The 23614-nt window shown below is 60.8% G+C and carries 18 protein-coding genes and 1 tRNA gene; 7 read left to right on the top strand and 12 right to left on the bottom strand.

The window, feature by feature from the left end; all coding sequences use genetic code 11:
* Positions 1-73: 73 nt before the first annotated feature.
* The 5 genes from ACHPFG_RS28815 (at position 74) to ACHPFG_RS28795 (ending at position 7668) form a co-directional block, all read left to right on the top strand.
* Positions 74-355 (top strand): hypothetical protein, encoded by a 282-nt coding sequence (locus ACHPFG_RS28815; protein ID WP_053131056.1) that lies wholly within the window; start codon positions 74-76, stop codon positions 353-355.
* Positions 356-607: 252 nt separating this feature from the next.
* The gene (locus ACHPFG_RS28810; RefSeq protein WP_131699104.1) at positions 608-2413 is read left to right on the top strand and encodes a phenylacyl-CoA dehydrogenase; all 1806 of its coding nucleotides are present in this window, start codon (positions 608-610) and stop codon (positions 2411-2413) included.
* 204 nt (positions 2414-2617) lie between these two features.
* Entirely contained in the window at positions 2618-3907 is a 1290-nt protein-coding gene (locus tag ACHPFG_RS28805; RefSeq protein WP_431701083.1) for a diguanylate cyclase, read from the top strand.
* A gap of 90 nt (positions 3908-3997) precedes the next feature.
* On the top strand, positions 3998-5767 hold the full coding sequence (locus tag ACHPFG_RS28800; protein ID WP_145336846.1) for an acyl-CoA dehydrogenase C-terminal domain-containing protein: 1770 nt from the start codon (positions 3998-4000) through the stop codon (positions 5765-5767).
* Between the two features lie 122 nt (positions 5768-5889).
* The gene (locus ACHPFG_RS28795; RefSeq protein ID WP_431701082.1) at positions 5890-7668 is read left to right on the top strand and encodes an acyl-CoA dehydrogenase C-terminal domain-containing protein; all 1779 of its coding nucleotides are present in this window, start codon (positions 5890-5892) and stop codon (positions 7666-7668) included.
* Between the two features lie 240 nt (positions 7669-7908).
* Here ACHPFG_RS28795 and ACHPFG_RS28790 read toward each other — a convergent pair whose 3' ends face one another.
* Positions 7909-8808, bottom strand: a complete 900-nt coding sequence (locus tag ACHPFG_RS28790; RefSeq protein WP_431701081.1) for a LysR family transcriptional regulator — start codon at positions 8806-8808, stop codon at positions 7909-7911.
* A 209-nt stretch (positions 8809-9017) separates the two neighbouring features.
* Here ACHPFG_RS28790 and ACHPFG_RS28785 point away from each other — a divergent pair, with 209 nt between their 5' ends.
* Together ACHPFG_RS28785 and ACHPFG_RS28780 are read left to right on the top strand one after the other, a co-directional pair.
* Complete coding sequence (locus ACHPFG_RS28785) at positions 9018-10286, top strand: aspartate aminotransferase family protein (protein WP_431701080.1); 1269 nt, start codon at positions 9018-9020, stop codon at positions 10284-10286.
* A gap of 181 nt (positions 10287-10467) precedes the next feature.
* Positions 10468-10626: a YqaE/Pmp3 family membrane protein gene (locus ACHPFG_RS28780; RefSeq protein WP_010207008.1), complete on the top strand. Its 159-nt coding sequence runs from the start codon at positions 10468-10470 to the stop codon at positions 10624-10626.
* 5 nt (positions 10627-10631) lie between these two features.
* Here ACHPFG_RS28780 and pqqE read toward each other — a convergent pair whose 3' ends face one another.
* The 11 genes from pqqE to ACHPFG_RS28725 form a co-directional block, all read right to left on the bottom strand.
* Positions 10632-11762 carry a pyrroloquinoline quinone biosynthesis protein PqqE gene (pqqE, locus tag ACHPFG_RS28775; protein ID WP_065938222.1) on the bottom strand — a complete coding sequence of 377 codons (1131 nt, stop codon included), beginning with the start codon at positions 11760-11762 and terminating at the stop codon, positions 10632-10634.
* Positions 11755-12030, bottom strand: coding sequence for a pyrroloquinoline quinone biosynthesis peptide chaperone PqqD (gene pqqD / locus ACHPFG_RS28770; protein ID WP_027605935.1), 276 nt, complete (start codon positions 12028-12030; stop codon positions 11755-11757). The genes pqqE and pqqD overlap by 8 nt, the downstream gene beginning before the upstream one ends.
* Positions 12027-12779, bottom strand: coding sequence for a pyrroloquinoline-quinone synthase PqqC (pqqC, locus tag ACHPFG_RS28765; protein ID WP_131699111.1), 753 nt, complete (start codon positions 12777-12779; stop codon positions 12027-12029). The genes pqqD and pqqC overlap by 4 nt, the downstream gene beginning before the upstream one ends.
* A 106-nt stretch (positions 12780-12885) precedes the next feature.
* Positions 12886-13797 carry a pyrroloquinoline quinone biosynthesis protein PqqB gene (gene pqqB, locus ACHPFG_RS28760; RefSeq protein ID WP_431701079.1) on the bottom strand — a complete coding sequence of 304 codons (912 nt, stop codon included), beginning with the start codon at positions 13795-13797 and terminating at the stop codon, positions 12886-12888.
* Between the two features lie 71 nt (positions 13798-13868).
* The gene (gene pqqA, locus ACHPFG_RS28755) at positions 13869-13943 is read right to left on the bottom strand and encodes a pyrroloquinoline quinone precursor peptide PqqA (protein ID WP_003194766.1); all 75 of its coding nucleotides are present in this window, start codon (positions 13941-13943) and stop codon (positions 13869-13871) included.
* A 159-nt stretch (positions 13944-14102) separates the two neighbouring features.
* Entirely contained in the window at positions 14103-16472 is a 2370-nt protein-coding gene (gene pqqF, locus ACHPFG_RS28750; protein ID WP_431701078.1) for a pyrroloquinoline quinone biosynthesis protein PqqF, read from the bottom strand.
* Positions 16473-16520: 48 nt separating this feature from the next.
* Positions 16521-17315 carry a carbon-nitrogen hydrolase family protein gene (locus tag ACHPFG_RS28745; RefSeq protein WP_167656248.1) on the bottom strand — a complete coding sequence of 265 codons (795 nt, stop codon included), beginning with the start codon at positions 17313-17315 and terminating at the stop codon, positions 16521-16523.
* A gap of 10 nt (positions 17316-17325) precedes the next feature.
* Positions 17326-19008, bottom strand: a complete 1683-nt coding sequence (locus ACHPFG_RS28740) for a flavin monoamine oxidase family protein (RefSeq protein ID WP_145336948.1) — start codon at positions 19006-19008, stop codon at positions 17326-17328.
* Between the two features lie 168 nt (positions 19009-19176).
* Positions 19177-19623, bottom strand: a complete 447-nt coding sequence (locus ACHPFG_RS28735; RefSeq protein ID WP_131699115.1) for an Lrp/AsnC family transcriptional regulator — start codon at positions 19621-19623, stop codon at positions 19177-19179.
* Positions 19624-19708: 85 nt separating this feature from the next.
* Positions 19709-19785 (bottom strand) — tRNA-Ile (locus ACHPFG_RS28730).
* Positions 19786-19801: 16 nt separating this feature from the next.
* Complete coding sequence (locus ACHPFG_RS28725; RefSeq protein WP_431701077.1) at positions 19802-23545, bottom strand: EAL domain-containing protein; 3744 nt, start codon at positions 23543-23545, stop codon at positions 19802-19804.
* Positions 23546-23614 lie beyond the last annotated feature (69 nt).

The raw sequence follows: 23614 nt of genomic DNA, 5'->3' as shown, positions 1-23614 counted from the left end.
GTTTTTGACGGGCTTTTTGCCAGGATGTCTGCTTCAATTCAATTTCACGATTCTCTAAAGGCAGGTTAAAGCCATGGAAATCTCTGGCAGCAGCGCGTTTTACTCGGGGCTGAGCACTATTCAGGCCGGGCAGAGCCGTGTCGACCAGGCCGCCGGCAGAATTGCCAGCACCGCGACCACTCAGCCGTCGGACGCACAGAGCGACCGGCTGCAAGCCAATGACCGCGCCCAGCCGACGAATTCGGCGAGCAATATGGTCGAAATGGCCCAAGGCAAGTTTCAAGTGGAGTTGGGCGCCAAGGTCGCCAAGGCTTCGGACGAAATGCTTGGCACCTTGATCGACACCTTCGCTTAACCCCTCTTGCGTACGACCGGCTTCTTTCTGGGGCTGGTCACTCTTGCGCAATCCTCCATTTTCTTCTGAACACCTTGTGGCATCCCGCCGCAGGCCTCGCCGTGCCTGGCATTGACCCGCGTCATGACAAACGGTGTCTGGACGACGCTTGACATCCCTAGGTCGTAAACGTATGTTTCAAACACCTGTTTGACCGCCACAAGACATCCACGCGGTTGTTCATTCCAGATACATCAGCAGAGGTTTATCGCTATGCCTGACTACAAGGCCCCCTTGCGTGATATTCGCTTCGTTCGTGACGAACTGCTCGGCTATGAAGCGCACTATCAGAGCCTGCCGGCTTGCCAGGACGCTACCCCGGACATGGTTGACGCCATTCTCGAAGAAGGCGCCAAGTTTTGTGAGCAAGTGCTGGCACCGTTGAACCGCGTGGGTGACATCGAAGGGTGCACCTGGAGTGAGTCTGGCGTTAAAACCCCTGCTGGTTTCAAAGAAGCCTACAAACAATTCGTCGAAGGCGGCTGGCCAAGCCTGGCCCACGACGTGGAGCACGGCGGCCAAGGCCTGCCGGAATCCCTGGGCCTGGCCGTGAGCGAAATGGTCGGCGAAGCCAACTGGTCGTGGGGCATGTACCCGGGCCTGTCCCATGGCGCGATGAACACCATCTCCGAGCACGGCACCCCCGAGCAGCAAGAGGCTTACCTGACCAAGCTGGTGTCGGGCGAATGGACCGGCACCATGTGCCTGACCGAGCCACACTGCGGTACCGACCTGGGCATGCTGCGCACCAAGGCCGAGCCTCAGGCCGACGGTTCCTACAAAGTCTCCGGCACCAAGATCTTCATCTCGGCCGGTGAACACGACATGGCCGACAACATCGTCCACATCGTGCTGGCCCGCCTGCCGGACGCACCGGCCGGTACCAAAGGCATCTCGCTGTTTATCGTGCCGAAATTCCTGCCTGAAGCCGATGGTTCGATCGGTGCGCGCAACGCAGTGAGCTGTGGTTCCCTGGAACACAAGATGGGTATCCACGGAAACGCCACGTGCGTGATGAACTTCGACGCGGCCACCGGTTTCCTGATCGGCCCGGCGAACAAAGGCCTGAACTGCATGTTCACCTTTATGAATACCGCTCGCCTGGGCACCGCGCTGCAAGGCCTGGCCCACGCCGAGATCGGCTTCCAGGGTGGCCTGAAATACGCCCGCGATCGCCTGCAAATGCGCTCCCTGACTGGCCCGAAAGCGCCGGAAAAGGCCGCTGACCCGATCATCGTGCACCCCGACGTGCGCCGCATGCTGCTGACCATGAAAGCCTTCGCCGAAGGTAACCGTGCGATGGTGTACTTCACTGCCAAGCAAGTGGACATCGTCAAGTACGGCACCGACGACGAGGCCAAGAAACAGGCCGACGGCCTGCTGGCATTCATGACCCCGATTGCCAAGGCGTTCATGACCGAAGTCGGTTTTGAATCCGCCAACCACGGCGTGCAGATCTATGGCGGCCACGGCTTTATCGCCGAGTGGGGCATGGAGCAGAACGTTCGCGACAGCCGTATCTCCATGCTGTACGAAGGCACCACCGGCATCCAGGCGCTGGACCTGCTCGGCCGTAAAGTGCTGATGACCCAGGGCGAAGCGCTCAAGGGCTTCACCAAGATCGTGCACAAGTTCTGCCAGGCCAACGAAGGCAACGAAGCGGTCAAGGAATTCGTGACGCCGCTGGCTGCACTGAACAAAGAGTGGGGCGAGTTGACCATGAAGGTCGGCATGGCCGCGATGAAGGACCGTGAAGAAGTGGGTGCTGCCTCGGTGGACTACCTGATGTACTCCGGTTACGCGTGCCTGGCTTACTTCTGGGCCGACATGGCACGCCTGGCGGCCGAAAAACTGGCTGCCGGTACCAGCGAAGAAGCGTTCTACACCGCCAAGCTGCAAACCGCGCGCTTCTACTTCCAGCGCATCCTGCCGCGTACCCGTACCCACGTGGCCACCATGCTGTCGGGCGCCAATAACCTGATGGACATGAAAGAAGAAGACTTCGGCCTGGCTTACTAAGCCTTACCGGATTCATCTGAAACCGTCGCTTCCCTTGGGAGCGGCGGTTTTTTCATTGGGGGATAAAAAACACAGTACAGCGCTCAGGGATTGCTTCCGGCTGCCGTTACAGTGATGGCAATGTGATACACGACGGACAGGTTGTGCTTAACTGTTTGCATTAAGGCACAGTGCCACTACTTTTTGCGGGTCGGAGTTTTACCCTTGTCACGCGTGTCTGCTTTACGTTTCAGTCACTTTCTTCCTTCGTTACTGCTGCTGTTGGCCGGGCTCTCGGCTGCGTACGTCAAGGACCTCAGCGTCTTCTTCACTTCACTGTTCAATGTGTTGCCGACCCTGGTGCTGTTGCTGGGCGGTTCGTACTGCGCCGTGTATCGCCGTCAGCGTGAATTGTTCCTGATGATCACGGTGTACATCGCCTATTTCCTGCTCGATACCCAGACTGACTACTACCGCGACAATGGCCGCGTGCGCGAAGACGCGGCCGTGGTGTTTCACCTGTGTTGCCTGTTATTGCCGCTGCTGTTCAGCATCTACGCGCTGTGGCAGGAGAAGACCCATCTGTTCCGCGACTTCGTCGCCCGTTGTGCGGTGCTGCTGGCAATTGGCAGCGTGGCGCTGGCCCTGGAGCAAAGTTATCCCCAGGCACTGCTGAACTGGCTGGCGGAGATCCGCTGGCCCGTCCTGCATGGGACCTGGATGAGCCTGATCCAACTGTCATACCCGATGTTCCTGATCGGCTTCCTCACCCTGGCGGCGCAGTACTGGTACCAGCCGCGCCCGCTGCATGCAGCGCAACTGGTGGGCTTGCTGGGGATGTTCTGGATGTTGCCGCAGACCTTCATCCTGCCGTTCACGCTGAATATCATGTGCAGCCAGGTCATGCTGATGATCGCCGCCGGTGTGGCCCACGAGGCTTATCAAATGGCGTTCCGCGACGAACTGACCGGCCTGCCGGGGCGCCGTGCCCTGAACGAACGCATGCAGCGGCTGGGGCGCAACTATGTGCTGGCGATGACCGACGTCGATCACTTCAAGCGCTTCAATGACACCCATGGTCACGATGTGGGCGACCAGGTGCTGCGCCTGGTGGCGAGCAAGCTGTCCAAGGTCAATGGTGGTGGGCGTGCCTACCGCTACGGCGGTGAAGAATTCGCCGTGGTGTTTGCCGGCAAGACCCTGGATGAGTGCATGCCGCACCTGGAGGAAATCCGCGAGATCGTCGCCAACTACGACATCAAGCTGCGCAACTCGGACCGGCCCCAGGACGATCAACAAGGCCGTCAACGCCGGGCGGGCAGCGGCGCGTCGAGTGTGTCGGTGACGGTCAGCATCGGCGTGGCCGAACGCCAGATCGACCAGCGTACGGCGGAAGAAGTGCTCAAGTCCGCCGATCAGGCGCTGTACGCCGCCAAGGGCGCGGGGCGTAACTGTGTTGTTGCGGCCGGGCAGACCCGCCGTGGCGCGGTGCGCACGCAGAGCGCTGCCGGTTGAGTGATGGCGGTGTATTCAGCGGTTCTACAATGATTGTCCGGGGCGCCGGCCGGCAGTAGGTTGAAAGGATCTGCTGCCGGAGACATCGCCATGCCTGAGTACAAAGCTCCCCTGCGCGACATGCGCTTTCTGATCGACAACGTGTTTGATTTCCACGGCCACTACGCTGCCCTGGGCGCCACGGACGCCAGCCCGGACATGGTCAGTGCAATCCTGGAAGAAGGCGCGAAATTCTGCGAGAACGTGCTTTCGCCACTCAACCGCAGTGGTGATGAAGAGGGCTGCCATTTCGACAATGGCGTGGTGACCACGCCCAAGGGCTTCAAGGAAGCCTTCGCCCAGTACGTCGAGGGCGGCTGGCACGGTGTGGCGGCAGACCCGGCCTACGGTGGCCAGGGCCTGCCGCAATCGTTGGGCCTGGTGCTCAGCGAGATGATCGGCTCCAGCAACACCTCGTGGGGCATGTATCCGGGCCTGACCCACGGCGCCATGTCGGCGATCCACGCCCACGGCACCGAAGAGCAGAAGGCCACGTTCCTGAGCAAACTCACCGCAGGCGAATGGACCGGCACCATGTGCCTGACCGAAGCCCATTGCGGCACCGACCTGGGCCTGATCAAGACCCGCGCCGTGCCCCAGGCGGATGGCAGCTATGCGATCACCGGCAGCAAGATCTTCATCTCGGCCGGTGAGCACGACATGAGCGCCAATATCATCCACCTGGTGCTGGCCAAGCTGCCGGATGCGCCGGCGGGCACCAAAGGTATCTCGCTGTTTATCGTGCCCAAGTTCCATACGGATTCGGCAGAGCGCAACGCAGTGCACTGCGGCTCCATCGAGCACAAGATGGGCATCAAGGCCTCGGCCACCTGCGTGCTCAACTTCGACGGCGCCAAGGGCTTTTTGATTGGCGAGGCGAACAAAGGCCTCAACTGCATGTTCACCATGATGAACCACGCCCGCCTGGGTACCGGCATGCAGGGCCTGTGCAATGGCGAAGCGAGCTTCCAGGGCGCGATCAAGTACGCCAACGATCGCCTGCAGATGCGCGCGCTGACCGGTGCCAAGGCCCCGGAGAAAGCCGCCGACCCGATCATCGTGCACCCCGATGTGCGCCGTATGCTGCTGACCATGAAAGCCTTCAACGAGGGCAACCGCGCACTGACCTATTTCACGGCGCAGTTGCTCGACACCGCGCACCTGAGCAGCGACGCCGACCAGCGCCAGGAGGCCGAAGACCTGTTGGCCTTCCTTACCCCAATCTGCAAAGCCTTTATGACCGACACCGGGCTGGAGGTGACCAACCACGGCATGCAGATATTCGGCGGCCATGGCTACATTCGTGAGTGGGGCATGGAGCAACTGGCACGCGATGCGCGGATTGCGCCGATCTACGAAGGCACCAACGGCATCCAGGCCCTCGACCTGCTGGGGCGCAAGGTACTGGGCAGCCAGGGCAAGCTGCTGCGCGGCTTTACCAGGATTGTGCATAAGTTTTGCGCGGCGAATGCCGACCATGCGCAGCTCAAGGGTTATGTGGTGCAGCTCAATCAACTGAATCAGGAGTGGGGCGAGCTGACCACCCAGGTCGGTATGGCGGCGATGAAAAACCCTGATGAAGTGGGCGCGGCGGCTGTGGATTACTTGATGTACAGCGGTTACATCATCCTCGCCTACCTGTGGCTGCGGATGGCCATTGCAGCGCTGGCGCACGATGACACTGACTTCGCCAAGGCCAAGCTGGCCACCTGCGACTTCTACTTCAAGCGCCTGCTGCCACGTACCGCAACCCATCGCGCCGCCGTGGAAGCGGGCAGCGAATGCCTGATGAGTCTGCCTGCGGAGTCGTTTGCGCTGTGATGACTTAAAAATACCAGCCAGTCACAAGTGGACCCTATGTGTCTGAAAAGTTGTTCGGGTACACTCGGAGCCTGTAAAACCGATCCTATCGAATCACTTTTCACGTTCTCACGAGGTTTGCCATGGCTGATTACAAAGCGCCGCTGCGTGATATGCGCTTCGTCCTCAACGAAGTCTTTGAGGTCGCCACCACTTGGGCCCAATTGCCGGCATTGGCAGACAGCGTTGACGCCGAAACCGTAGAGGCCATCCTCGAAGAAGCCGGCAAGGTCACCGCCAAATCCATCGCCCCGCTCAGCCGCGGTGGCGATGAGCAGGGCTGCCGCTGGGATAATACGGCGGTGTTTACTCCGGATGGTTATCCACAGGCCTACAAAACCTACGCTGAAGGTGGCTGGGTCGGCGTAGGCGGTGACCCCGTGTTTGGCGGCATGGGTATGCCCAAGGCGGTGTCGGCCCAGGTTGAAGAGATGATCAACTCGTCGAGTCTTGCGTTTGGCCTGTACCCGATGCTGACCTCCGGCGCCTGCGTGTCGATCAACACTCACGCCAGTGAAGAGCTCAAGGCCACCTACCTGCCGAAAATGTATTCCGGTGAGTGGGCCGGCTCCATGTGCCTGACGGAAGCACACGCCGGTACCGACCTGGGGATTATCCGCACCAAGGCCGAGCCGCAGGCAGACGGTTCCTACACGATCAGCGGGACCAAGATCTTTATCACTGGCGGTGAACACGACCTCACCGAGAACATCATTCACCTTGTGCTGGCTAAACTGCCGGACGCACCGGCCGGTCCCAAGGGGATTTCGCTGTTCCTGGTGCCGAAGTTCATGGTCAACGCCGACGGCAGCCTGGGCGCGCGTAACCCGGTGAGCTGCGGCTCCATCGAACACAAGATGGGTATCCAGGCGTCCGCCACCTGCGTGATGAACTTCGACGAAGCCGTGGGTTACTTGGTGGGCGAGCCTAACCGTGGGTTGGCGGCGATGTTCACCATGATGAACTACGAGCGTCTTGGCGTGGGTATCCAGGGCCTGGCGTCCGGCGAGCGCTCCTACCAGAACGCGATTGAATATGCGCGCGACCGCCTGCAAAGCCGTTCGCCGACCGGTGCCCAGGCCAAAGACAAGGTGGCCGACCCGATCATCGTCCACCCCGATGTGCGCCGTATGCTGTTGACCATGAAAGCCGCGAACGAAGGCGGTCGCGCGTTCTCCACCTACGTGGCGACGCAGTTGGACATCGCCAAGTTCAGCGAAGATGCCGCTGCCCGCGAGCGGGCCGATAACCTGGTGGCTTTGTTGACGCCGGTGGCCAAGGCGTTCCTCAGCGATCTGGGCCTGGAAACCACCGTGCTCGGCCAGCAAGTGTTTGGTGGCCACGGTTACATTCGCGAATGGGGCCAGGAGCAACTGGTGCGTGATGTACGCATCACCCAGATCTATGAAGGCACCAACGGCATTCAGGCACTGGACTTGATGGGACGCAAGATCGTCGGCAGCGGCGGTGCGTTCTACACCTTGTTCGCCGACGAGGTTCGCCAGTTCATCGCCTCGGCGGGGCCTGAACTGGCTGAGTTCAGCCAACCGCTGAGCGCGGCGGTGGATAACCTGGACGAGTTGACCGCCTGGGTGCTGGATCGCGCCAAGACCAACCCGAACGAGATCGGCGCAGCCTCGGTGGAGTATTTGCATGCATTTGGTTACATGGCCTACGCCTATATGTGGGCGCGTATGGCCAAGGCCGCGTGGGGCAAGGAGACGGAGGAAGACTTCTACGCCAGCAAGCTGGGCACCGCGCGCTTCTACTTTGCGCGTCTGTTGCCACGTATTCACTCGCTGAGTGCGTCGGTAAAAGCTGGTAGCGAATCCCTGTTTTTGCTGGATGAGGCACTGTTCTAAGGGTTAGGAGGGCGTGTAAGCATTCTCTTACATGACGTACTGCTAATCGTCCTCTATCGCCAAATTGGATCCACAGATAATCTACTTCACATGGACGTCGCGCAGGAAGCGCAAAGCAACAACACGGACACGTAGGATTCTGCCAGGATGGCGGAGTGAAATGGATGTCAGGGAAACAGTCTGCAAAGCCCCGCTTCGGCGGGGTTTTCTTTTGCCTGCGAAAAAGTCAGGCGCCGAATTTCACGCCAGGGCTGGCGGCGCATTCATCACGTCTTCCAGCAACGTGCGTAACAGTGCCACCGTCGCCTGTTGGCGCTGCACATCGCGGCAGACCAGCCCGACTTTCAGCGGCACCCTCGGTTCGCTCAAGGGTTTCCACAGCAGCATTTGGCTGTTGTGCTCGTCCTGAGAGCGCCCCGGCAGCACCGTTGCCAATTGGGTGTTAGGCAAGCTGTCGAGAATCCCCACCATGGTATTGAGCTCCGCCTGAACCTGGGGCCGTCGCCCAAGGTTTGCGAGCTGGCCTTGCCAGATCTGCCTGACTTGAAACTCCTCCCCCAACAGCAACATCGGCAACTCGGCCGCCTGTTTCAGCGAGACTTTCTTGAATTCGCGCAGCGGATGATCTTCCGGGATGACCACCTTCAGCTCATCCTCATACAGCAACACGCCGTGCAGCCCCGGCTGGCGTGGCGGCAGGTAGCTGATGCCGATGTCCAGCGAGCCGTTAAGCAATCGCCGTTCAATCTCAAGCCCGGTCAATTCGTAGATCTGCACCACCAGGTGCGGCTGGGCCTTGCGCACGCGCTCGAGCATTTGCGGGACCAGGCTGGTGTGCACGGTTTGCAGCACACCGATGGCCAGGGTGCGCATGGCCTGGCCCTTGAAGTTACGCAAGGCTTCGACGGCTTGCTGCATGCCATCGATCAGCGGCAAGGCATGGTTGTACAGCGTATGGGCGGCCAGGGTGGGCAGCAGGCGTTTGCTGCTGCGTTCGAACAGGCTCACATCGAGGTTGCGCTCCAACTGGCGGATCTGTTGTGAGAGCGCCGGCTGAGAGATCGACAGGCGTTCAGCGGCACGGCCCACATGGCCTTCTTCATACACCGCGACGAAATAACGCAGTTGCTTGAAATCCATAAGACTTACTTATCGAAAAAGCTGGAAAATCGAAATGGCCGATGGCCCCCGAGGCGCCTAGTCTAGCGCCTATTCGCAGGGCTTACAGGGCCGGATCGGGCAATGAACAGTGTTTATGTTGATGACGTTTACATAGGCAAGGCAACACACCCGCAGACAGTGATTGCAGGAGAAACCGACCAAGGCCCGGTTGCCATCGGGGGAAAGCTGTGAATCTCTTCAATATACGTCGTCCCGTGCCCAGCCTGGACGACCTGGTTCTGGAGGCTTCACCCGATACGCTGTCCAGCGAGGCGCTGATGCCCACCGTGGCGAGGCCGCCTCAGGTTTTCGTACGTGGCCAGGGCTCCTGGCTGTGGGACAGCGACGACCGTGCCTACCTGGATTTCAGCCAGGGCAACGCCGCCAACAGCCTCGGCCACAGCCCGCAGGTCTTGATCAAAGCCCTCGCCGAGCAGACCCAGGCCCTGATCAATCCGGGCATGGGTCTGCATAACCGCGCTCAACTCAATCTTGTCGACCGCCTGTGCCATCGTACCGGCAGCGACCAGGCCTACCTGCTCAACAGTGGCGCCGAGGCCTGCGAAGCGGCGATCAAGCTGGCGCGCAAGTGGGGCCAACTGCATCGCGGCGGGGCCCACCGCATTATCAGCGCGAGCAATGGATGCCATGGGCGCAGTTTCGCCGCACTGGCGGCGTCGGCCGGCAATCTGGAAAATCGCTTTGAACCGCAATTGCCCGGCTTCAGCCATGTGCCGTTCAACGATCTGCCGGCCCTGCATGCGGCGGTCGATGCACAGACAGTCGCCATCCTGCTGGAGCCGGTCCAGAGCGAAGCCGGCGTGATCCCCGCGACGGAACATTACCTCAAGGGGGTTGAACGGCTGTGCCGCGAACTGGGGATCCTGCTGATCCTCGATGAGGTACAAACCGGCCTCGGTCGTTGCGGCACCTTGCTTGCCGAACAGCAGTACGGCGTGCGGGCCGACATCATCACCCTCGGCAAAGGCCTGGGCGGCGGCGTGCCGTTGGCAGCCCTGCTGGCGCGCGGCAACGCCTGTTGCTTCGAAGTGGGTGAGTTGGAAGGCACCCATCATGGCAACGCGCTGATGGCGTCGGCCGGGCTGGCGGTGCTCGATACGGTGCTGGAGCATGGCTTCCTGGAACACGTACGTGAATCCGGCCTTTACCTGGGCGAAGGCCTTGCCCGGCTGGGCTACCGCTACGATCAGGGCCCATTGCGCGGCCACGGCCTGATGTGGGGCCTGACGTTGTCGGATGATTCTGCAGATGCAGTGGTAAAAGCCGCCCTGCACGAAGGCCTGATCCTCAACGCCCCCCAACCTGACTGCCTGCGCTTCACCCCGGCGCTTACGGTGAGCAAAAGCAACATCGACGAAATGCTCCTGCGCCTGGCTCGCGCTTTTTCCCGGGTGCGCACCGCCCAGTTGCAGTGCCGCAAGGGCATCGCCGTTTAACCCACATTCCTGAACCGTCTCGCGGTATACGCGGCGCCTCCAGCCTGATTTTTTCGGCTGGGGGCGTTTTTTTGTCTGGCCATTAAAGGATGGCCCGGTGCCAGATCCCACTGAACCCTCACGAACGCCCAAGGTCGATTAGCTACACGGCTCACACGAGCCGATTTTCTGGAGCTGACCCATGGACATCATTCGTATCATCATCGCCATCCTGCTGCCGCCACTGGGTGTGTTCCTGCAAGTGGGTTTCGCCGGCGCGTTCTGGCTGAATATTCTGCTGACCTTGTGCGGTTACTTCCCGGGCATCATTCACGCCGTGTACATCATCGCCAAACGCTGATGGCCTCAGCCTTTTGCGATGAGCCGTGAATTGCGCTCATTGCGAAAGGCCAGTTGCTCGATGGTCTGGGTGGCATGTTCGGCCTCTTCCCGCGCCTTGAGGATGATGCCGTGCTGCTCGGACTTGCTGCACACCGGGTCGGCATTGCTCGCATCCCCCGTGAGCATGAAGGCCTGGCAACGGCAGCCGCCGAAGTCCTTTTCCTTTTCATCGCATGAACGGCACGGCTCGGGCATCCAGTCGTAGCCGCGAAAGCGATTGAAGCCGAAAGAGTCGTACCAGATGTGCTGCATGCTGTGGTCGCGCACATTGGGAAACTGCACCGGCATCTGTCGGGCGCCGTGGCAGGGCAGGGCGGTGCCGTCTGGCGTCACCGTCAGAAAGATACTGCCCCAGCCGTTCATACAGGCCTTCGGGCGCTCCTCGTAGTAATCCGGCGTGACGAATATCAGCTTGCACGGGTGGCCTTCGGCTTCGAGCTTGGCGCGGTATTCGTTGGTGATGCGTTCGGCGCGCACCAGCTGTTCCTTCGTCGGCAATAAACCCACGCGATTGAGTTGCGCCCAGCCATAGAACTGGCAGGTGGCGAGCTCGACAAAGTCCGCCTCCAGCGCGATGCACAGCTCGATGATGCGGTCGATCTTATCGATATTGTGCCGATGGGTGACGAAGTTCAGCACCATCGGGTAGCCGTGTGCCTTCACTGCGCGGGCCATTTCCAGCTTTTGCGCGAAGGCTTTTTTCGAGCCGGCCAGCAGGTTGTTCACCTGTTCGTCGCTGGCCTGAAAGCTGATCTGGATGTGGTCCAGGCCGGCTTTCTTGAAGTCGCTGATTTTCTGCTCGGTGAGGCCGATGCCCGAGGTGATCAGGTTGGTGTAGAACCCCAGCTTGCGCGCCTCGGCGATCAGTTCGGCAAGGTCCTGGCGTACCAGTGGCTCACCGCCGGAAAACCCCAATTGCGCGGCGCCCATCTCACGGGCCTCGCGAAACACCTTGATCCACTGTTCGGTGCTCAGCTCCTTGCCCTGCTCGGCAAAGTCCAGCGGGTTGGAGCAATACGGGCATTGCAACGGGCAGCGGTAGGTCAGCTCGGCGAGCAACCATAGCGGCAGGCCGATGGCTGGTTTTTCAGGCAAGGGTGATCCAGTGCTCAGCACGGGCGACCTCCATGAATTGCTCGATGTCGTCACCCAACTCAGGCACGCCGGGGAACTGTTCTTCGAGCGCGGCAATGATCGCCGCCACGTCGCGCTCACCGTCAATCAAGCCACCAATCAGCGCGGCGCTGTCGTTGAGCTTGATCATGCCTTCGGGGTAGAGCAACACGTGGCCTTTTTGCGCGGGTTCGTACTGGTAGCGGTAGCCCTGGCGCCAGGTCGGTTTTCTGCTGCGATCAAAACTCATAGGGTGATCCCTTTGTGCCAGACCCGCTGCTCGGTCACGCTGTGATACGGCGGGCGTTTCAGTTCGTAGGCCATGCTCATGGCATCCAGCATGCTCCACAGGATGTCGAGTTTGAACTGGAGAATTTCCAGCATGCGCTCCTGGCCTTCACGGGTGGTGTAGTGCTGCAAGGTGATTGCCAGCCCATGCTCCACATCGCGCCGAGCCTGGCCCAGGCGGGTGCGGAAATACTCGTAACCGGTGGGATCGATCCACGGGTAGTGCTGCGGCCAGCTGTCCAGGCGCGACTGGTGGATCTGCGGCGCGAACAGCTCGGTGAGCGAGCTGCTGGCGGCTTCCTGCCAGCTGGCGCGGCGCGCAAAGTTCACGTAGGCGTCTACCGCAAAGCGCACGCCGGGCAGCACCAGTTCCTGGGAGCGCAGCTGGTCGGGGTCGAGGCCGACCGCCTGGCCCAAGCGCAACCAGGCTTCGATGCCGCCGTCTTCACCGGGTGCGCCATCGTGGTCGAGCAGGCGCTGGATCCACTCGCGGCGGATCTCGCGGTCCGGGCAGTTGGCCAGGATCGCGGCGTCTTTCAGCGGGATATTCACTTGGTAATAAAAACGGTTGGCGACCCAGCCCTGGATCTGCTCGCGGGTGGCACGGCCTTCATACATCGCCACATGGTACGGGTGATGAATATGGTAGAAGGCGCCTTTGGCCCGGAGGGCTTTTTCAAATTCGTCGGTGTTCATGGGTCTATCAGTCATAAGAGGTCTCCTGTAGGAGCGAGCTTGCTCGCGAAGGTCGTTAACGATGACGTGGGCGTTCTGAATGAGCACGGTGCCCTTGGGTTTTTCGCGGGCAAGCCCGCTCCTACAATTCAATGCTCATGCCGTCGTAAGCGACTTCGACATTACGCCGCACCAGTTCCGCGCGCTCGGGGGAGTCTTCATCGAGGATCGGGTTGGTGTTGTTGATGTGGATAAGCACCTTGCGCTGCTCGGGCAACTGCTCCAGTACTTCGAGCATGCCGCCGGGGCCGTTCTGCGCAAGGTGGCCCATCTCGCGGCCGGTACGGGTACCGACGCCACGGCGCTGCATTTCGTCGTCGTCCCACATCGTGCCATCCACCAGCAGGCAATCGCTGCCGGCCATGATCTCCAGCAACGGCGCATCGACTTTGCCCAGGCCCGGCGCGTAGAACAGTTTGCCGCCGGTGCGCAGGTCTTCGACGATCAGGCCGATGTTATCGCCTGGGTGCGGGTCGAAGCGGTGCGGCGAGTAGGGCGGGGCGGCACTGCGCAGTGGCAGTGGGGTGAAGCGCAGGTTGGGACAGGCCGGGATGGTGAAGCTGGCGTCCAGCTCGATGCGGTTCCAGGCCAGGCCGTCGTTCCAGTGGGTGAGCATGGTGAACAGCGGGAAGCCGGTGCTCAGGTCTTCGTGGACCATATCGGTGCACCACACCTGGTGTGGGCAGCCTTCGCGCAGGCTCAATAAACCGGTGGTGTGGTCGATCTGGCTGTCCATCAGGATGATGGCACTGATGCCGGTGTCGCGCAGTGCGCGGCCGGGCTGCATCGGCGCAAAACCCTGGAGTTGCGCGCGGATATCCGGCGAGGCATTGCACAGTACCCAGTTCACGCCATCGTCGGAAATGGCGATGGATGACTGGGTCCGCGCCTGCGCCCGCAGGCTGCCGTCACGAAAACCTGCGCAATTCACGCAGTTGCAGTTCCACTGCGGGAAGCCGCCGCCAGCGGCGGAACCTAGAATCTGGACAAACATGGCCGCTCCATCAAGCAAAGCTCAAAACAAAAACGCCCCGGGCGAACCGAGGCGTTGTATTACCCAGCGGCTTAGCGGCTGGCGAAGTACATGGTGACTTCGAAGCCGATGCGCAGATCAGTGTAAGCAGGTTTGGACCAGGTCATATTCTTACTCCTACGAAGGGATGGGACGTTTACTACCAAGTAATACATATAGTCCACCTCCAGTCGGAGATGTTCAGATGTGTGCGTAGGAATGTTACGCAATTCTTTTCAAGTTAGCGCTGTCTTGGTGGAAAAAGCCTGTTGCAGGGTTGGCAATGATCAGCTCGCCGGTTGCCAGGTCTCGTCGACACGTGGGCCGTTGGCGATGCAGCGCCAGCCGCCAGTCGCGTCCTGTAGCTGTTGGGCTGCTCGTTGCAGGTCCTCCTGCGTTCGGGTCTGGATTAACGCTTGAAGCTGGCACAGATAATCCGACGGATGGCCCGCCAGGCACGCGTGCCAAAGCAGTTCGGCACTTTGGGTGATCGGTAGCGTTGCGGCGCAGAACTGCTGTGCCAAGGTGTGATTGCCCAAGTCATCGCTGCCGTCGATCAACAACGGTAGGTGTTCCAAGAAGGTGTGCACGTGATCGACGATACCTTCCAACGAAACGCTGGGTGACTGCACACCCAACAGCAGGCCGGTTTGCCCGTTGATCTGCCGAATGCCACTGAATACGGCGTAACCCAACTGCAACTCGACCCTCAGGCGCTGGTAAAACGGCCCCTGGAGCACGTGCCCAAGCAGTCGCCATGAGGCTTCATCGACCAGGGACTGGCTGGGCGCCGGGCAAAACAGCAGCACGGCGGCTTCGGTTGAGTCAGTTTTAACCGTATGCCACACACGTTGACCGCCGAGGTGTTGAAGAGCCGGTTCGAGGTGTGCAGGTTGCCCAGGCAGACGAGCGGCGGCGGCCTTTATCAACGTTTCACACGCGGCGGGCATATTCAGCCCCAGGCCGTGCCAGCGTGCAGTGGCCCAGGATGCGGGTTGTTCGCTGGAGTCGGCATTGCCGGTGGCGCAGCACGTGGGGAGCGCCTTGAGCAGTTCTCGGATTGCGATCATGGGTGTTGCTGGCGGGGCGGCATCTTGCGGCAGATGCAGGCTCTGCGCCAACGCCTCCAGGACGGCCGGCATGGGGTTGTGCAGCCCGGTCATCTTCACCAGCCAATCATGGCCGGTGGTTTCGAAAGATAATTCGACGCCCGCCTGGCGCGCGTTCTCACGCAATGGCTGCAAGGTGTTTTCCAGCCCCGCAGGCGCTGGCGCGTCGAAGCGCCACTGCAGGTACAGCGCGCCCTCATCGCTGTCATCCGCCAAGGCCTGGCTGAAGGTCAGCGCCGTTACGTCCCTTCGCCCCCGTGAACGATCCTGGGCAAACGTGCGCAAGCCTCGGTGAGCGCTGGTTTGGCCGCGAATCAGGCCGGCGCGTTCTTCTTTGACCGGTGGGCGCAGGAACGGGTTGTTCGGGGGCAACTGCCAACGATGTTCGGCGGGCGGCAAATGCAGTGAATCAAGCAGGGCCTTGAGCGCAGCGACGCCCTGTTCACTGAGGTCTTCGCGATCGTTGCGGGCCAATGCCAGGGCGCCCTGGGTCTGTTGTTGGCGAGCGTTCAGCAGGGCGAACTCTTCGCGCAGTGGCGTCCAGTCGCTGTGTGCGAAAAAACTCAGCCAGTCGTGCAGCAGCGCCTCAATGTGTGTGGTCGGTTCGTCTTCGCTATCGAGCGTAAAGTCGATGTCCAGCACGGCTTGTCCGGCGAAGTGATACAGCACTGACGCCTGCAGTGCGCTGGCCAGGTGTCGGGTTTTCAACTCGGCGAGCAGCCCGCCCGGCGCGGAGGTATTGAGCCAGGTGCAGAGGAAATCCAGGGCTTCACGGGGCGTGTCACAGGTGATGACGTGGTGCAGGTGGCCGCTGTCGATGTGTTGATAACGCCGAGCCTGGCCTTGCATCAAGGCCGGTGGCGAGGCCTGCGGATGCAAGGGGCCAGTGATCAGTTGCGCGCTGAAGCGTTGCGCCAGGGCTTCCAGCTCATCCAGCGTCTGTGGGCCGGCGAGGCTCAAGGTCATCTGCCCGCTTTGATAGCAATGTCCGTGGAATTCCCTGAGTGCTTTTTGAAATTCCTCGCGCTCCACCGGCAGGCTGTCACGGTTGCCCGCGTGAAAGCCGCGTAGCGGATGATCCGCTGCCAAACCTTCGAGCAGCGCCACCTGCTGTTGTGCCTTGGCATCCTGGGACCAGGCGACGTACTCGGCGTGCAGCACTTCGCGCTCGCGCAGTTGATCTTCCAGGTCCAGGCGCGGACGCGCCAGCATGTCAGCCAGTCGCTCCAATCCATTGGCAAAGGTCGACACCGGTAGTTCGAAGAAGAAGTCTGTGGTGCGTTCGCGAGTGCTGGCGTTGACCTGTCCACCGTGACACTGCACGTAGGCCATCAGCCCTTCGCCTGCAGGAAAGCGCTCGGTCCCCAGAAACAACAAATGCTCAAGAAAATGTGCCAGCCCCGGCCAGGCCAACGGCACGTCGTGGCTACCGGCAGCCACCCGCAGCGCCGCCGCGCAACGCTTTAAGCGCGGTGCATGGCGCAGGGAAACCCGCAGGCCATTGGCCAGGGTCAGATGAACGGGATAAAGGTGGGCCGGGGCGGGCATGGGCACTTCCAGAACGGGGCAAGTGCCTATGCTAACAAACCCGTTCAATCAGGGCTTGTGCAGCGGGCCGTAAAGCTCGGGACGCCGGTCTTGCAGGTAATGGTTGGCGGCGCGGGCGTCGAGGATCGATTGCCGATCCACTGTCCCGACGATCAAGGCTTCATCCAGGCCCGCCTGGGCGATTCGCCGGCCATCCGGTGCGGCAATGCTGCTTTGCCCGCAGTATTGAATCTCGCCTTCGTGCCCGCAGTAATTGGCGTAGGCCACGTAGCACTGGTTCTCGAAGGCCCGCGCCCGCACGGTGACGTCGGCGACAAAGTCGAACGGCACCATATTGGCGGTGGGCACCAGGATCAGCTCAGCACCGGCCAGGGCCAGGCGTCGAGTGTTCTCCGGGAATTCGAGGTCATAGCAGATCAGGAACCCCAGCTTCCATCCGTTGAGTTCCACCAGCGGGAAATCATCGTCGCCGGCACTGAACATCGAGTGGTCCAGATCGCCGAACAGATGGGTCTTGCGGTAGTTGCACCGGCGCTGGCCGTGGGCGTCGATCAACTGCACGGCGTTGTAGATCTGCCCATCATCGGCCCGCTCCGGGTAGCCGTACAGAATGGCCCGCCCGGCGTTTTGTGCGATTTCGGCAATAGCTTGCGCAGACTCCCCATCCTGCGCTTCGGCCAACGCACCCACGGCTTCAGCACCGATGTTGTAACCGGTGAGGAACATCTCCGGCAGCACCAGTACATCGGCGTCCGACGCTTCATGCGCCAGTTGGTGCAGACGCTTGAGATTGCCTGCGACATCCAACGGCAGCGGTGGGCATTGGTACAGGGCGACGCGCATGTTCAACTCCTTAGTCAGCCAGGGCAATCGGCCCGATCTCATCGAACACATCACCCGGCCCCGGGTTCTCGGGGTGAGTGCTGCCGCCAAAGTGGGTCATGACGCCCCATACCGCGTTCAGCGAGGTTTGTACCGCACCCTCCACCCACGCTGGGGTCCAGGAAACGTCGTCACCGGCGATAAAAATCCCACGTTGTTCGGCGGGCATGTCCTTCTGCATGAAGTGCGCATACATACGCTGGTTGTAGCGGTAGTGACCAGGCAGCGCGCCTTTGAAGGCCCCGAGGAAATGCGGGTCGGCTTCCCAGGACACGGTGATCGGGTCGCCGATGATGCGCGCCTTGATGTCGACTTTCGGGTAGATCTTGTTCAAGGCGTCCAGCGCCAGTTTCACGCGCTTGTCGATGGGCTGCGGGAGCATTTTCAGCGCGTCGCTCATCCACGAGTACGACAGGCAGATCACCCCTGGTTTGTCGTCGCCGTTGTCGAAAAGGTAAGTGCCGCGAGTGAGGCGATCGGTGAGGGTCATGCTCATCAGGTCGCGGCCGGTCTCCGGGTCTTTGTCTTTCCAGAACGGGCGGTCGACCATCACGAAGGTCTTTGACGATTGCATGTAGCGCGTACGGTCCAGGGCCATCCACATCTTTTGCGAGAACAGGGTTTCATCGCACTCGATCTGGGTGGTCAGCAGCCAGCTTTGGCAGGTGGTGAGCACGGCCGCGTATTCGCGAGTGTCGCCGTAATTGTCGGTCACCGCGAAACGGCCATCGGCAGCATGGGCAATGCGTTTGACCCCGGCCCTCGGTGCACCGCGGTGCAGCGAACTCAGGCTGGTACCGGCCGGCCAATGGGCGCAACGCTCCGGCACATGGCGCCAGATGCCCATCGGCACCTGGGCAACGCCGCCGACGATGAGATGTTGGTGATCGTCGCAGTTGGTCATGACCACGCGGAAGATTTCCAGCATCGAGTTGGGGAAATCCGAGTCCCAGCCGCCGGTGCCGAAACCTACCTGGCCAAACACCTCGCGGTGGTGGAACGATAACTTTGCGAAAGCCTTGGAGGTCGCCACGAAGTCGTAGAAGGTGCGGTCGTCCCACAAGGGCACCAGCTTGTTCCACAGCGCTTTGAGGCGCGGTACATCACGGTCGCGGATGGCTTGCTGGATATCGCCGAACTGCGAGCCGGCCTCCAGGGCGTCGGCCCAGGCGTCAGCCACTTCCTGGAACAGCGCAGGTAGATCGGACAGCTTTTGTGCGTAGTGGGTTTGGCCTTCCAGGTCGATCACCGTACTGCCGGACGCTGGCGTCAGCGGGTTAGGGAAGGGTTTGGTTTCCAGGCCCAGCTTGTCGACGTAGTGATAGAACGCAGTGGACGACACCGGAAAGCGCATGCCGCCCAGCTCGGCGATGATGCCTTCGGCGCCTTCGAAGGCCTGGGAGCGCAAGCGCCCGCCCATCTTCGAGGCCTCATACACCACGGGCTTAAGGCCCAGCTTCATCAGCTCGTAGGCAGCGACCAGCCCGGCGATACCGGCGCCGACGATGGCCACTTCAGCGCCATGGTTGGCGGCGGGGATACTGCCGAGTCCAGCCGGATGTTCGATCCAGTCATCGAAGGCGAACGGGAAATCCGGGCCAAAGATGGTGATGGGTTTTTTACCGTCTGCAGGGTGGCGATTGGTCTTGCTGATGGTGCTGGACGGAATGCTCATGGCGGGCCCTTGCTGACGACTCGGCGGGAAGTGACCCGCTGAGTATAGGAAAAGATGGCAGCCAGTTTAGGGAGCGTTGCGTTCGTTAATAAGACGCAAAGTGTCGTCGGAATGAATTGTTTTTAGTCATAGTGACGAATTTAGTGGTCAGATTGGTTGTCCGCGGTCCAATTTGTTACTGAGGATGATCGATGTGGTGGTTTTCTCCACGCCATCGACACTGCCAATCTGGTCCAGCAGTTGATCGAGCTGTTCCGGCGAATCGGTGCGCAACCAGGCCACGTAATCGAACTCGCCGCTGACCGCGCACAGTTGTTGAACCTGGGCCATGGCGCTCAGCCTGCGGAGCACTTCTTTGCCCGAACGCGGTTGCACGGTGATCCCCACATAGGCCTGCAAGCCGCCATCTGCCATGCGTTGGCCCAGGCGCACACCATAGCCGGTGATCACCTGGGTTTTTTCCAGGCGCGCAAGGCGCGACGTCACCGTGGTGCGCGCGATGCCTAACTGCCGGGCAAGCATGGCCACGCTTTCGCGGGCGTTGATCTGCAGGGCGGCGATCAATTGACGATCGATTTCATCGAGGACGGCCAAGGGTGGCTCCAGTATGGGCGGTGAGGGGAGCCATATTACAATCTTCCAGATACGCAAAAGCCGCGCAATGCGCGGCTTTCTTGTTTGGTGGGCCCACACGGACTTGAACCGTGGACCAAAGGATTATGAGTCCTCTGCTCTGACCAACTGAGCTATAGGCCCTGTAACAGGTCGCGGATTATAACGATGGTTTCTCCACTGTGCTATCCGAAAAATCCTCAATGCTCCTGCGAAGGAAGGTAGCGGCAAAAAGCTCGGGCGGTAGCGGCAGGCTGACGATGTAGCCCTGCATCTGTTCGCAGCCTTCAGCGGCCAGGAAGGCTTGCTGCGCGGGGTTCTCCACGCCTTCTGCGATGATGGTGAATTGCATGCTGTGGCCCAGGGCGATGATGGCGCGCACGATGGCGGCGTCGTGGGGGTCGTCGGGTAGGCCGCGGACGAAGGATTGGTCGATCTTCAGGAAATCCAGCGGCAGGCGCTTGAGATAGCTGAGGGACGAATAGCCGGTGCCGAAATCGTCGATCGCCAGTTGTACGCCCAGGCGCTTGAGTTGGTGCAGGACTGCCAGCGCTTCTTCGGCCTGGCTCATGATGAAGTTTTCAGTGATCTCCAGTTGCAGGCAGCCCGGTTCGAGACTGTAGTCGCGCAATAGCTGTTCGATGCGATCCAGTAAACCAGGGTGGCGCAATTGCGCGCCGGCGAGGTTGACCGATAGCGGGCCGAAGTCATCAAAGCGGGTCTGCCAGGCGTGCATTTGCAGGCAGGCCTGCTCCAGGACCCAGTCGCCAATCTGCAGGATCGTGCCGTTCTCTTCGGCCAGGGCGATAAAGTGTTCGGGCGGGACATCGCCAAAGGTGGGGTGGTGCCAGCGGATCAAGGCTTCGGCGCCGATCAATTCTTGTGTCACCAGGCTCAGTTTTGGTTGGTAATACAGGCTCAACTCATCACGTTCGATCGCACGCCGCAGTTCGTGCTCCAGTGCCACACGCTCGTTGGCCTGGGCCGTCAGGTCGCGGGTGTAGCTTTCGACCCGGTTACGGCCCTTGGCCTTGGAACGGTACATCGCGGCGTCGGCGTTCTTGACCAGGGTGGCAACGTCGGTACCGTCCTGGGGGTACAGGCTGGTGCCGATGCTGGCGCTGATGAAGAATTCGTGTTCGCCGGCCTGGAACGGTGGGGTGAAGCAGGCCAGCAGCTTGTTGGCCAGTTGCTCGGCATCGCTGGCGTGTTGCAGGCCGGGTAGCAGGATAATGAACTCATCGCCGCCCAGGCGCGCGACGGTGTCGATGTCGCGCAATTGCTCCTTGAGGCGTACGGCGATGTCTTTGAGCAGCAGGTCGCCGATCGGGTGGCCGAGGCTGTCGTTGATGTGTTTGAAGCGGTCCAGGTCGAGAAACAGCACCGCGCCTTGTTTACCGGTTTCCTGATGGCCGTTGAGGGCCGCCTGCAACCGACTTTCAAACAGCGTGCGGTTCGGCAGGCCGGTCAGTGGGTCGTGGTGCGCCTGATAGTCGAGGCGCGCCTGGGCCAGCTTGAGGCTGGAGATGTCGGCAAACACCGCGACAAAATGCGTGATCAACTGATCGCGGTTGCGCACGGCGCTGATGGTCAGCCAACTGGGGTACAACTCGCCGCTCTTGCGGCGGTTGGAGATCTCGCCCTGCCAATGACCTTGGGCCGTCAGTTGGTGCCACATTGCGGCGTAGAAGGCGCTGTCATGCAGGCCGGAGGCGAGCAGGCGCGGTGTCTGGCCAAGGGCTTCGGTTTCGCTGTAGCCGGTGATTTCGCTGAAGGCGCGGTTGACGGCGCTGATGTTCTGGCGGGTATCGGTGATCAATACGCCCTCGGCGGTACTCTCGAATACCGTCGCGGCCTGTTGCAGCTTTTCCTGCATCAACTGGCGCTCGGTGATGTCCCGGGCGATGGTGAGCATGCACTCTTCACCGGCGATTGGCAGTGGGCGGCTGGAGACTTCACACAGTCGAATCTGGCCGTCGCTGCGCCGTATATGGCAGATGAAATCACGCACAAACCCGTCTCGCTGCATCAATTCCAGCATGTGTTTGCGTTCGTTGAGGTCGACCCAGATGCCCAGGTCCAGGGTTGATTGGTCGATGGATGTCGCACTGGCGAAGCCGGTGATGCGACTGAAACCATCGTTCACTTCAATCAGCAGGCCATCACTCTGGCGGCTCAACAGCAAGCCGTCGGGAGAGGCATGGAAGGCCTTGGCGAATTTTTCTTCGGAGGTTTGCAGTTGCTGTTGGGTTTCCTTGAGCTGGGTGATGTCACGTACCACCACCACGATGGCTTCCGTGGTGTCGAGTTGAAACGGCTCGGCGGAAACCAGCCCGGTAAAGGCCTGGCCGTTGCTACGCAGAAAAGGCATTTCCAGGTTGCGAATGCTGGTGGTCTGCACCCGTTGCAACAGGTCCGGGCCAATGCCGGGGATGTCCCAGATATTCAGGGCGGTGGCGGTTTTTCCGATCACGTCTGCGGCCTTCAGGCCTACTTGATCCTCAAACGCTTTATTGACCTCCAGCAGGCAGCCATCGGACAGCCGTGCGATCACCAGGATGTCCGGGCATTGTTGAAACACGGAAGCAAACTTTTGCTCGGAAAGCTGCAGCGCCTCTTCAGTGCGTTTGGCTTCGCTGATGTCGATCATCAAGCCCCGCAGCACCGGCTCATGGCCGTGCTCGATCAGGCTGACAATGTCACGCACCCACAGGCAGCGGCCGTCGGCGGTGATCACGCGATAATCAACGCTGTGATCGCGGTTGGCACGGGTTTCGCGGTAGCAGTACGTTTCTGCACGGAGCAGGTCGGCGGGGTGAATGATGTTGCGCCAGAAGCCTGGAATCAGCCAGTGGGCGCGTGGATAGCCGAGTAGTTCCTCTGCATGAGGTGATACATAGCTGTAGGTGAAATCGGTAACGCTGGCTTCCCAGGCGATGGCGGACAGGCTCTCCACCAGGCCGCGATAGTGGTATTCGCTGCTGCGCAGTTCCTGTTCAAGGGCGACACGGCGGGAAATTTCCGAGCTGAGCCGGCGATTGATCCGAATGACGATGGCCAATACGGTGCTCAACAACAGCACAGCGGGCAAGCCGTACATCAGCAGGTCGGTCCAGAACGTACGGTGGTCGGTGAGGCTGCCCACCCAGCGTTGCTGGATGGCTTCGGTTTCGGCCGGGCTGAGGTCAGCAAGAACCTTGTCCAGGATGCCCACCAGTATTTTGTTGTCGCGTGGTACCCCCATCGCCAATTGATAGCGGTACGGCGTTTCGCCACTTACGTACAGGCCATCAAGCTTGAGCTGGCGCAGGCTCCACACGCTCGATGCGAGGTCGCCTACCACGGCGTCGACTTCGTCGGTGGCCAAGGCCTGCAGCGTCGAACTGACATTTGGCATGGCCACCAGGTTGAGATCTGGATGGTGGGTGCGTAGCAGTTCATGGGGCGCATAATTTTCCACCACGGCAATCTTCAACCCATAAAGGTCATTGAGGTTGCGTGGTCGGGCGCCGCCTTCATGGGCAAGGATAACAATGGGGAAGTCCAGGTAAGGCCGTGTGAATGCCATAAAGCCCTGGCGCTCGGGGGTAGACATGATGCCCGGCAGCAGGTCGAGTTGGTTGTGGCGTGCCTGCTCCAGCAAGGCACTCCAATTGACCGGCTCGATCAGTTTGATCCTGGCACCCAGGCGTTCCTGGATCAGGCGAACGTAATCCGCCGCCAAGCCTTGGTAGCGGCCATCTTCATCACGGTATTCGAAGGGTGGCCAGGAGGCGTCCACGCCCACGCGCAACTCCTGATGGTCCGCCAGCCAGCCGCGCTCATCATCGCTAAGAGTCAACGCGCCAGCCGTTGCGGTCCAGGTCAGCAGCGACAGGAGTAACACAGTCGGCAATCTGGGCATAACGGTCTCGTTATGGCACGGGGAATGTTTCGAGTGTAGACGGGCATTGCGGAGGAGGGGCGTAGCGGG

This window comes from Pseudomonas sp. BR20 (assembly GCF_050780135.1).
In the GTDB taxonomy this organism is placed as follows: Bacteria; Pseudomonadota; Gammaproteobacteria; order Pseudomonadales; family Pseudomonadaceae; genus Aquipseudomonas.
The sequence above is the reverse complement of the archived record's forward strand: the minus strand, read 5'-3'. Positions and strand labels throughout refer to the sequence as shown.